10 protein-coding genes and 2 tRNA genes are annotated in these 10,181 nt (G+C 72.2%); 5 read left to right on the forward strand and 7 right to left on the reverse strand.

Annotation, left to right across the window (positions count from 1 at the left end; translation table 11 throughout):
- Positions 1-14 precede the first annotated feature (14 nt).
- From AC07AL_RS24660 to AC07AL_RS24685, 6 genes are all read right to left on the reverse strand, one after another.
- On the reverse strand, positions 15-1,247 hold the full coding sequence (locus AC07AL_RS24660) for a sensor histidine kinase (protein ID WP_363579830.1): 1,233 nt from the start codon (positions 1,245-1,247) through the stop codon (positions 15-17).
- A gap of 104 nt (positions 1,248-1,351) precedes the next feature.
- Positions 1,352-2,185 carry an ABC transporter permease gene (locus tag AC07AL_RS24665; protein ID WP_363579829.1) on the reverse strand — a complete coding sequence of 278 codons (834 nt, stop codon included), beginning with the start codon at positions 2,183-2,185 and terminating at the stop codon, positions 1,352-1,354.
- A complete protein-coding gene (locus AC07AL_RS24670) occupies positions 2,182-3,195 on the reverse strand; it encodes an ABC transporter ATP-binding protein (RefSeq protein WP_363619438.1) in 1,014 nt (337 codons plus the stop codon). Before AC07AL_RS24670 ends, AC07AL_RS24665 begins: the two co-directional genes overlap by 4 nt.
- 157 nt (positions 3,196-3,352) lie before the next feature.
- Positions 3,353-3,428, reverse strand: a tRNA-Gly gene (locus AC07AL_RS24675).
- Between the two features lie 39 nt (positions 3,429-3,467).
- Positions 3,468-3,540, reverse strand: a tRNA-Gly gene (locus tag AC07AL_RS24680).
- A 137-nt stretch (positions 3,541-3,677) separates the two neighbouring features.
- A complete protein-coding gene (locus AC07AL_RS24685; RefSeq protein WP_063348519.1) occupies positions 3,678-3,995 on the reverse strand; it encodes a histone-like nucleoid-structuring protein Lsr2 in 318 nt (105 codons plus the stop codon).
- A gap of 468 nt (positions 3,996-4,463) precedes the next feature.
- Between AC07AL_RS24685 and purS the strand changes: the two genes are divergently transcribed.
- The 4 genes from purS to AC07AL_RS24705 all read left to right on the forward strand — a co-directional run bounded on the left by purS (position 4,464) and on the right by AC07AL_RS24705 (position 8,590).
- The gene (gene purS / locus AC07AL_RS24690; RefSeq protein ID WP_045692676.1) at positions 4,464-4,718 is read left to right on the forward strand and encodes a phosphoribosylformylglycinamidine synthase subunit PurS; all 255 of its coding nucleotides are present in this window, start codon (positions 4,464-4,466) and stop codon (positions 4,716-4,718) included.
- The gene (gene purQ, locus AC07AL_RS24695; RefSeq protein WP_363579827.1) at positions 4,715-5,416 is read left to right on the forward strand and encodes a phosphoribosylformylglycinamidine synthase subunit PurQ; all 702 of its coding nucleotides are present in this window, start codon (positions 4,715-4,717) and stop codon (positions 5,414-5,416) included. The genes purS and purQ overlap by 4 nt, the downstream gene beginning before the upstream one ends.
- Positions 5,416-7,671: a phosphoribosylformylglycinamidine synthase subunit PurL gene (gene purL, locus AC07AL_RS24700; protein WP_363579826.1), complete on the forward strand. Its 2,256-nt coding sequence runs from the start codon at positions 5,416-5,418 to the stop codon at positions 7,669-7,671. The genes purQ and purL overlap by 1 nt, the downstream gene beginning before the upstream one ends.
- A 91-nt stretch (positions 7,672-7,762) precedes the next feature.
- Positions 7,763-8,590 (forward strand): maleylpyruvate isomerase family mycothiol-dependent enzyme, encoded by an 828-nt coding sequence (locus AC07AL_RS24705; protein ID WP_478318188.1) that lies wholly within the window; start codon positions 7,763-7,765, stop codon positions 8,588-8,590.
- A 19-nt stretch (positions 8,591-8,609) separates the two neighbouring features.
- Here the strand turns inward: AC07AL_RS24705 and AC07AL_RS24710 are convergent, their stop codons facing one another.
- On the reverse strand, positions 8,610-9,488 hold the full coding sequence (locus AC07AL_RS24710) for a DUF3152 domain-containing protein (RefSeq protein ID WP_478318189.1): 879 nt from the start codon (positions 9,486-9,488) through the stop codon (positions 8,610-8,612).
- A gap of 122 nt (positions 9,489-9,610) precedes the next feature.
- Here AC07AL_RS24710 and AC07AL_RS24715 point away from each other — a divergent pair, with 122 nt between their 5' ends.
- Positions 9,611-10,030, forward strand: a complete 420-nt coding sequence (locus AC07AL_RS24715; protein ID WP_350876615.1) for a DUF3151 domain-containing protein — start codon at positions 9,611-9,613, stop codon at positions 10,028-10,030.
- The last annotated feature ends 151 nt before the right edge of the window (positions 10,031-10,181 follow it).

Genomic DNA, 10,181 nt, shown 5'->3' on the forward strand with positions numbered 1-10,181 from the left:
TCGGTGGGTGCGGGTCAGAGCGGGACGGCGGCGAGCATCCGGAAGGTGCCCTGGGCGGCCTCGGGGATGGTGAGCTCGCCGTCGTGGGCGGCCAGCCGTTCGCGCAGGCCGCGCAGTCCGGTGCCGCCGCCCAGCGAGGGGAGCGGGACGGCGGGCACCCCGTCATTCTCCAGCTCCAGGACGGCGCGGCCGTCCTGGAGGTTCAGCCGGATCAGGCAGTGGGCGGCCTCGCTGTGCCGCAGCACGTTGGTGGTGGCCTCGCGGATCACCCAGCCGAGCACCGACTGGATCGGCGGCGGCAGTTGGTCGGCGTTCTCGCCGAGGTCGATCTCGCAGGCGACGTCGGCGCTGCGCAGCACCGCGCGGGCGCCGATCGCCTCGGCGTGCAGGTCGGCGGTGCGGTAGCCGCGGATGACGTCCCGGACCTCGCGTTGCGACTCCTGGGCGATCCGCTGCACCTCGGCCATCTGGTCGGCGGCCTCCGGGCGCCCGCGGCGGGCGAACTGGACGGCGAGTTCGCTCTTGAGCGCGATGGTGGTGAGGTTGCGGCCCATCACGTCGTGCAGGTCGCGGGAGAACCGCAGCCGCTCCTCGGCGACGGCCAGCCGGGACTGGGCCTCGCGGGCGGTCTCCAGCTCCCAGATGATCGCGGTCACCCAGGCGAAGCTGCGGCAGGTGCCGACGAGGAAGGTCAGGCTGATCGCCGCCCCGACTGCCAGTCCGGCCGTGGTGGCGGGGCTCATCCCGGCCAGCAGCATCGCCGGGGCGATCAGCAGGATCAGGCCGAGTCCGGCGGCGAAGACCTGGCGCAGGGGCAGGCCCACGCTGATCGGGCCGATGGCGGCGCACAGCATGGCGATGGCGATCGCCGCGGTGAACGGCGTCCCTCCGGGCTGCCCGGGTTCGGCGGAGGACGGGCCCAGCAGCAGGACGGCCCAGGAACCGGCGACCGAGAGTGCGCTGTTGACGATCAGCCAGCGCAGGTGCTCGGTGGGGCGGTGCAGGTAGTGGTCGAGCGAGGTGCGGAACGCCCGGAGGCAGAGCAGGGTGGAGGCGAGCGAGACGACCACGGTGACCCGGACGGCGTCGACCGACCGGTCGATGTTCGTGACGGAGGAGGCGCTGAGCACCAGGTTCACCGGAACGATGCACCAGGCCACCATGTAGAGCGACCAGCGGAAGTACAGCTCGGCGCGTTGGGGCTTGCCGAAGCCCTTCCATCTGCGGACCGGCCCCTGGACGGCCATCGAATCGCTCCCCGTTTCGATCAAGATCGTGTCGCTACCTTCATATCAGAGGCGGAACGGGGGTCTGACCTTCGCACTTCCGGAGAGGGTGCCCGCCGGGGGCGTCAGCGGCGCGACTCCCAGCGGAAGTAGCGCACCGCGCCCCAGACCGCCAGGCCGAGCCAGACGGCGCCGGTCACCAGGTGCGGGGCGGCGGTGGACCAGGTGCCGGCGAAGCCGGTGGCGGCGGCCGAGCCGTCGCTGCCGGTCCAGCCGATCCGGATCAGCTGGAAGGCCGGGGTGGTGGGCAGCAGGCGGCAGAAGTCGGCCAGCCCGGGGGGCATGATCTCCAGCGGGATGAGCAGGCCGGAGCCGAACTGGGAGACCAGCAGCACCGGGAGGGTGGTGATGCCGGCGGTCTCGACGGTCTTGGTGAAGGCGCTGGAGACGGCGGCCAGTGCGATGAAGACGGCGATGCTCAGGACCAGCCCGACGGCCAGCAGCAGCGGGTTCACCGGCGTGCTGAGCTTGAGAAGGGCGGCGGCGCCGACGCCGACCACGGCGCACATCATCAGGGCGAGGCTCACCGAGGGCACCGCCGTGCCGGCCAGGATCTCGATGTCCCGGGCCTCGCCGGTGCGCAGCCGCTTGAGCACCAGCTCGTTGCGGCGGGCGACGTACGCGGCGGTCAGGTTGTAGTAGACGACGAAGGCGAGGACGCCGCCGATGGTGCCGGTGATCAGCAGCGTGTCGACGTCCAGTCCGGGGTGGGACTCGGCCTGCTGCTTGAGCATGTTGTGCCGGCCGGCGATCAGCAGCAGCGGCAGCAGCAGCGCGGTGAACAGGGCGGCCCGGTTGCGCAGCAGCAGGGTGGCCTCGGCGCGGCCGAGGGAGAGCAGCCGGCGGGCGGTGGTGCTCTGCGGGCCGGCGGCGGTCTTGGCGGCGGTGGCGGTGGTCATCGGGCGGATCCGATCAGGCGGCGGCGGGCGGTGCGGGCGGTGGGGGCGGCGGGCGACCGGGGCGGGGCCTGGTGGGCGGCCTCGGAGGCGATGGCGAGGAAGGCCTCCTCCAGCGAGGCGCTGCGGGCGTCCAGGGAGCCGAGCGCGATCCCGTGCTGCTGGGCCCAGCCGAGCAGTTCGAAGAGGGTGCGCTGGAGGCCGCCGGTCTGCACGGTGACCTTGCGGCCGTCGACGGTGATCTCGGCCCCGGCGAGGACCGGCAGCGCCGTCCCGGTGAACTCGGGGAGTTCGAAGCTGATCCGGGAGGGCCGGCCGGCGATCACCTCGGCGACGGTTCCGGTGGTGACGACCCGGCCGCCGTGCATGATGGCCAGTCGGTCGGCGAGCTCCTCGGCCTCCTCCAGGTAGTGCGTGGTGAGCAGCACGGTGGTGCCCTGGGCGCGCAGTTCGCGGACCAGCCGCCAGACGGCGGCGCGCGCCTCGGGGTCGAGGCCGGTGCTGGGCTCGTCCAGGAAGAGCACCTCGGGGCGGCCGAGCAGGGCCATCGCGAGGTCGAGCCGGCGCCGCTCGCCGCCGGACAACTGCTTGACCCGGACGTCGCGGCGGTGGCCGAGGCCGACCAGCTCCAGGGCCTCGTCGACCGGGCGGGCGCCGCTGGTCATGCCGGCCCAGCTGCGGCCGGTCTCGGCGATGGTGAGGTCGCCGGGGAAGCCGCCCTCCTGGAGCATGATGCCGATCCGCGGGCGGACGGCGGCGCGCTCCCGGTGGGGGTCGTGGCCGAGCACCCGGACGGTGCCGCCGGTGGGGGCGGCCAGGCCCTCGATGAGCTCCATGGCGGAGGTCTTGCCCGCCCCGTTGGTGCCGAGCAGGGCGAACAGCTCACCGCGGCCGACGGTCAGGTCGACGCCGCGGACGGCGTGGTAGCCGGTGGTGCCGGTGCCGTAGTGGCGGTGCAGGTCGGTGACCTCGATCACGCTGTCGCCGGGGCGGAGGGGCTGGCTCGTTTCCATGGCTCAAGCCTTCCGCCTCCCCGGCCGGGCGGGCAGTGCGCGCCGTCATGAGCCGGCGGTGGAGATCCACGGGTCGGCGATGACAAATGTCATGGGCCGGGATCGGCGTGGAACGGGAATGCCGAAAGGCCCCCTCGATCGAGGGAGCCTTTCGTTCTGGAGCGGACGACGAGATTCGAACTCGCGACCCTCACCTTGGCAAGGTGATGCTCTACCAACTGAGCCACGTCCGCAGGTCTTACTATGGAGTTGTGCTGTGCTCGCGCACTGCGAGCGGACGACGAGATTCGAACTCGCGACCCTCACCTTGGCAAGGTGATGCTCTACCAACTGAGCCACGTCCGCACGGTGCCTGGTGGGGCACCCGCCGCCTCTCCGGATCTCTCCGTTGCGGCGACGAGGATTACTCTACAGCATCGTTCGGGGTGGTCGCCCCACCCTTTCGGTCCAGGCGGGCGGGGCGACCGGGGTGCCCGGGGCGGTCAGTTCGCCTCGGCGAACTGCTCGTACACGTGCTTGGGGATGCGTCCGCGGGCCGGCAGCTCCATGCCGCGCGACAGGGCCCAGGCGCGCACCGCGGCCGGGTCCGGGGTGAGCGCGGTGCGGCGGAAGGACTTTCCGGTGCGGCTCTGGCGGCGGCCGGCCGCGACGAACGGAGCGAGGGCCTCCCGCAGCTTTTCCGCGTTGTCCACGGACAGGTCGATCTCGTACGACTTCCCGTCGACGCCGAAGTGGACGGTTTCCGCCGCGGCGCCGCCGTCCAGGTCGTCGGAGAGCGTGACAACTACACGCTGAGCCATGGGTGTCAATCCTCTCGGGCAATTCGGCCGCCGGTCCGCGGGGTGCGTCCGGGGGCCTGATGTGCACCCACTCGCGCAAGCGCATACGGGCAGGCCTGGTGGCCCGCCGGATACGCAGCACTTGCCGCGACAGGTGGCCCTATTCTGCACCCGAAGGGGGTCGAAATCGAAGAGTCCGGCATTCTTTTCCGGATATTCACGTGTCTTCGCCGGAGTGCCGGATACCGGAGTGCGGGACGGGTCGATCTGTCCCGGAGTGCCGTATTCGGGTGTTCTTCGGGTGTTCTCGTTCCGGGGGTCGAATCCGTGGAAACCGCGCGGCCCCGCCGGGGGTTCACGGGCTTGGATCCCTTGCCGCGTAAGGGTCTCGAGTCTACGCGCGTCGCCTGCCCCGGCCAGCAATCCCGCCCGAAACCCCCGGTAGTCTGGAGTTCCCCCGCCTCACCGAAGACACCACCGGGAGTGCCAGTGGCACGCGTCGTAGTCGACGTCATGCTCAAGCCGGAGATCCTCGACCCCCAGGGCCAGGCGGTGCAGCGTGCACTGCCCCGTCTCGGATTCACCGGGATCGCCGACGTCCGCCAGGGCAAGCGTTTCGAGCTGGAAGTGGAGGGCCCGGTCGACGACGCCGCGCTCGCCCGTATCCGCGAAGCCGCCGAGACCTTTCTCGCCAACACCGTGATCGAGGACTTCACCGTCCGCGTCGAGGAGGCGGCGAAGTGACCACCCGCGTCGGCGTCGTCACTTTCCCCGGCTCCCTCGACGACCGTGACGCCCAGCGCGCGGTCCGCCTGGCCGGCGCCGAGCCGGTCGCGCTCTGGCACCGTGACAAGGATCTCCACCAGGTCGACGCCGTCGTCCTGCCGGGCGGATTCAGTTACGGCGACTATCTGCGCTGCGGCGCGATCTCCCGCTTCTCGCCCGTGATGGACACCGTCATCGAGCAGGCGAAGCTGGGAATGCCGGTCCTCGGTATCTGCAACGGCTTCCAGGTGCTCTGCGAATCGCACCTGCTGCCCGGCGCGCTCACCCGCAACGACTCGCTGCACTTCGTCTGCCGCGACCAGAAGCTGCGCATCGAGAACACCGGTACCGCCTGGACCCGGGATTACTCGGCGGGCCAGGAAATCGTCGTTCCGCTGAAGAACGGCGAGGGCCGGTTCGTCGCCGAGGAGCGCGTCCTGGACCAACTGGAGGCGGAGGGCCGGGTGGTGGCCCGTTACGTGGCCCGCGGCGATGCCGCTGACGGATGCGGTAACCCGAACGGTTCGTACCGCGACATCGCCGGCATCACCAACGCCGCCGGCAATGTCGTCGGCCTGATGCCGCACCCGGAGCACGCCGTGGAGCCGCTCACCGGTCCGACCGTCGAGGGCCTGGGCTTCTTCACTTCCGTCCTGAAGCAGCTGGTGAACGCCTGATGAGCCTCGACACCGTCAAGAACGCCGAGCAGACCCCGGACGTCGCCCAGCCCTGGGCCGAACTCGGGCTCAAGGAGGACGAGTACGCGCGCATCCGCGAGATTCTCGGCCGCCGCCCGACCGGCGCCGAACTCGCGATGTACTCGGTCATGTGGTCGGAGCACTGTTCGTACAAGAGCAGCAAGGTCCACCTGAAGCAGTTCGGCGACAAGAAGCCCGACTCGGACGCGATGCTCGTCGGCATCGGCGAGAACGCCGGTGTGGTCGACGTCGGCCAGGGCTACGCCGTGACCTTCAAGGTCGAGTCGCACAACCACCCGTCGTACATCGAGCCCTACCAGGGCGCGGCCACCGGCATCGGCGGCATCGTGCGCGACATCCTGGCGATGGGCGCCCGCCCGGTCGCCGTGATGGACCCGCTGCGGTTCGGCGCGGCCGACCACCCGGACACCCGGCGCGTGCTGCCCGGGATCGTCGCGGGCATCGGCGGCTACGGCAACTGCCTGGGCCTGCCGAACATCGGCGGCGAGGTCGTCTTCGACTCCTGCTACCAGGGCAACCCGCTGGTCAACGCGCTGTGCGTGGGCGTCATGAAGCACGAGGACATCCACCTCGCGCAGGCCTCCGGCGCCGGCAACAAGGTCATCCTGTACGGAGCCCGCACCGGCGGCGACGGCATCGGCGGCGTCTCCGTGCTCGCCTCCGAGACCTTCGACGACACCAAGCCGACCAAGCGTCCGGCCGTCCAGGTCGGCGACCCGTTCCAGGAGAAGCTCCTGATCGAGTGCACCCTGGAGATCTTCCGGGAGAAGCTCGTCAAGGGCATCCAGGACCTGGGCGGCGCGGGCCTGTCCTGCGCGACCTCGGAGCTGGCGAGCGCCGGCTCCGGCGGCATGCGGGTCGAGCTGGACACCGTGCCGCTGCGCGACAACACGCTCTCGCCCGAGGAGATCCTCATGAGCGAGTCGCAGGAGCGCATGTGCGCCATCGTCGAGCCCGGCAAGGTCGACCGCTTCCTGGAGATCTGCGAGAAGTGGGACGTCATCGCCACCGTCATCGGTGAGGTGACCGACGGCGAGCGCCTGGAGATCTTCTGGCACGGCGAACTCGTCGTCGACGTGCCGCCACGCACCGTCGCCCACGAGGGCCCGACCTACCAGCGCCCGTACGCCCGCCCGAGCTGGCAGGACGCGCTGCAGGCCGACGCCCCCACCGGCGAGCGGCTGGCCCGCCCGACCACCGGCGAGGGCCTCAAGGCCGACCTGCTGAAGGTCGCCGGCTCCCCGAACCAGGCCTCCAAGTCCTGGATCACCGACCAGTACGACCGCTACGTGCTCGGCAACACCGTGCTCTCGGTCGGCGAGGACTCGGGCATGATCCGGATCGACGAGGAGACCAACCTCGGCGTCTCGGTCGCCACCGACGGCAACGGCCGCTACACCAAGCTGGACCCGTACACCGGCGCCCAGCTGGCCCTCGCCGAGGCCTACCGCAACGTCGCGGCCGGCGGCGCCAAGCCGCTCGCGATCTCCGACTGCCTCAACTTCGGCTCCCCCGAGGACCCGGACGTGATGTGGCAGTTCGCCGAGGCCACCCGCGGCCTGGCCGACGCCTGCCTGGTGCTCGGCACCCCGGTCACCGGCGGCAACGTCTCGCTGTACAACCAGACCGGCGAGGTCGCCATCCACCCGACCCCGGTGGTCGCGGTGCTCGGCGTCATCGACGACGTCACCCGGCGCACCCCGGTCGCCTTCGCCGAGGAGGGGCAGCTGCTCTACCTGCTCGGCGACACCGCGGACGAGCTCGGCGGTTCGGCCTGGTCGCAGGTGGTCCACGACCACCTCGGCGGTCTGCCGCCCAAGGTCGACCTGGAGCGCGAGCGGCTGCTCGGCGACATCCTGATCGCCGCCTCGCGCGACGGCATGATCGACGCCGCGCACGACCTCTCCGACGGCGGCCTCGGCCAGGCGCTCGTGGAGAGCTGCCTCAAGGGCGGCCACGGCGCGCGGATCATCGTGCCCGAGGGCGCGGACCCGTTCGTGTTCCTGTTCTCCGAGTCGGCCGGCCGCGCCGTCGTGGCGGTGCCGCGCAGCGAGGAGCTCCGGTTCAACGACATGTGCACCGCGCGCGGCCTGCCGGCCACCCGCATCGGTGTCGTGGACGGCGAATCCCTGGACGTCCAGGGCCAGTTCACCGTCTCGCTGGCCGAGCTGAAGGACGCCCACACCGGCGTCATCGAGGCTCTGCTCGCCTGACCCGCGCGGTTCGAGGGGCGGACGGTCCGACGGGGCTGTCCGCCCCTCGGCGTGTGCGGGGCTGTCCGCCCCTCGGCGTATGTTGGGGGCCATGCCCCCCAAGCCCCGTACCTACCAGCCGCAGAAGGTGCGCACCGCGCTCGCGGCGCAGACCGGCGCGCTGCGCGACGCCGTCCGGCAGCTGTGTGAACGCCCGGACGCCGAGCAGTGGTTGGCCCGGCCGACCAGGCTGGGGGAGTGGACGGTCCGCGAGCTGATCGCGCACCTCGCCGTCCAGCTCGACTTCGTCCCCGAGCACCTCGACGATCCGCTGGAGGGGCGGGCACCGTTGGACCTGTCGGGGTGGGTGGCCGCGGTCGGCACGGTCGCGCCGCTGCTCGACGAGCAGGCCCGGGCGAGGGCCGCGGGCGACTTCGGCGGGGACGCGGCCTCGGTGGCGCAGGCCTTCACCCGGGCGGCGGACGCGCTGACCGGTCTGCTGGACCGGCCCGAAGCCGCCGACCCGGTACGGCGGTTCGAGATCCGGCTGGGCTCGATGACACTCGCCGACATGCTGGTGACCAGGCTGGTGGAGACCGTCGTGCACGCCGACGACCTGGCCGCCGCGCTCGGCCTCGACGACTTCCCGCACGACCGCCAGGCCGTCGCCGCCGTCACCCGGCTGCTGGCCGACGCCTTCGCCGACCGCGCGCCGGGCGGCGCGGTCGAGCTGCGGATCCCGCCGTACGCCGTCGTGCAGGCCGTCGAGGGCCCCCGGCACACCCGGGGCACCCCGCCGAACGTGGTCGAGACCGACCCGCTGACCTGGATCCGGCTGGCCACTGGCCGGGCCGACTGGGCCGCCGCGGTGGACGCGGCGGCGGTCTCCGCCTCCGGCGAGCGCAGCGACCTGCGGGAGTACCTGCCGGTGCTCGGGTAGCCGCGCTTCGGGGGGCGTCCTACGGCACCGACGGCCCGCTGAGGTAGGTGCCGTTCTCCGAGTACGGCCAGGCGTTGGGCTCGCAGCCCTTGAGTCCGTAGATCTGCTGCATCATCGCGGGCGCCGGCTTGCCCGGGCCGGGGCAGGTCTCGTGCCCGTGGCCTATCCGGTGGCCGACCTCGTGGTTGATGATCAGCGCCCGGTACTCGTCGAGCGGGCCGCTGAACTGCGGTGAACCGGTGTTCCAGCGCTTGGAGTTGACGAGCACCTGGTTGCCGACGTTGCAGTTCACCTCGCCGTGGGTGTCCAGGCCGGAGGCGCCGCAGATCCGGTCCACGGTGGCCGGCGAGGCGATCTTCACGGTGAAGTCGTACCCGCCGCCGGCGACCAGCTGGAAGCCGTTCTTGCGGTCGTTGGTCCAGCCGCGCCTGTCGCCGAGGAAGCCGTGGATCTGGGCGGCGGCGCCGCCGGCGTCGATGCCTATGCCGTCCTCGACCTCCACCCGGTAGCGGCGCACGGTGCCGCGTCCGACCGGCTGGGCGGTGGCGGCGGCGATGCTGAAGGTGCCCGCGCCCTTGGCCGGGCCGGGGTCGGGCGTGGTGGGGGTGGGTGTCGAGGACGGGGCGGGGGGCTCGCTCGGGGTGTCGGTCGGCGTCGGGGTCGGCGTCGGGCCGGCGGGCGAGGGAGCCTGATCGGTCGGCGGGGCGATCCGCGCCTGGGCGGTCGGCCCGCCGTCGGGCGCGTCGGAGGAGCGGGTCAGCACGACCGCCGTACCGCCCAGCACCGCCACCGCCGTGACCAGCGCTGCGAGCATGCCGGGCCCGAGCCGGCGCGGCGGCCGTCGGCGTCGGCGGCCGCGGGCACTGCCGCTCCTGGCGGCGGATCTGGCTGCGGGCATGATCGACACCCTGACATGGCGAACGGGTGAATGTCCACATACCGGGTATGCAGGCGCCCGGCGGCCGCCGCCGATCCCGGGACGGCGGTTGACCCTGGCGTCCCGGATGGCAGACTGCCTGCATGGCGATTCACCGGAATCTTCTCGACGGCCCCGATCCGACCCTTCTCCCGGAGGACGAGCAGCCCTACCGCATGCTGGCGGAGGAATCGGCCTCACCCACCCAGGTGGCCGCCGACTTCCCGACCTTCTGCCTCGCCTGGGCGATGCTCGCCGACGACGCCTACGCGGCCGGCCGCTACGTCGAGTCCTACGCCTACGCCCGCACCGGCTACCACCGCGGCCTGGACGCGCTGCGCCGCAACGGCTGGAAGGGCCACGGCCCCGTGCCGTGGGAGCACCGCGGCAACCGCGGCTTCCTGCGCTGCCTGGCCGGGCTCGCACGGGCGGCCGGCGCGATCAAGGAGACCGAGGAGGAGGCCCGCTGCTGGCAGTTCCTGAAGGACAGCAGCGCGGAGGCGTACGCGGAGCTGAAGCAGTAGACCCGCACGGCTGCTGAGGCAGCAGACCCACACACGGGTGCGGGGGGGGGGGGGGGGGGGGAAGGGGGGGGGGAAAGGGGGGGGGGGGGGGGGGGGGGGGGGGGGGGGGGCCCCCCTCCGTGTTAGTTGGCTTCCCCTCCCGGAGAAACTC

The organism is Kitasatospora sp. NPDC043949, from assembly GCF_056435365.1.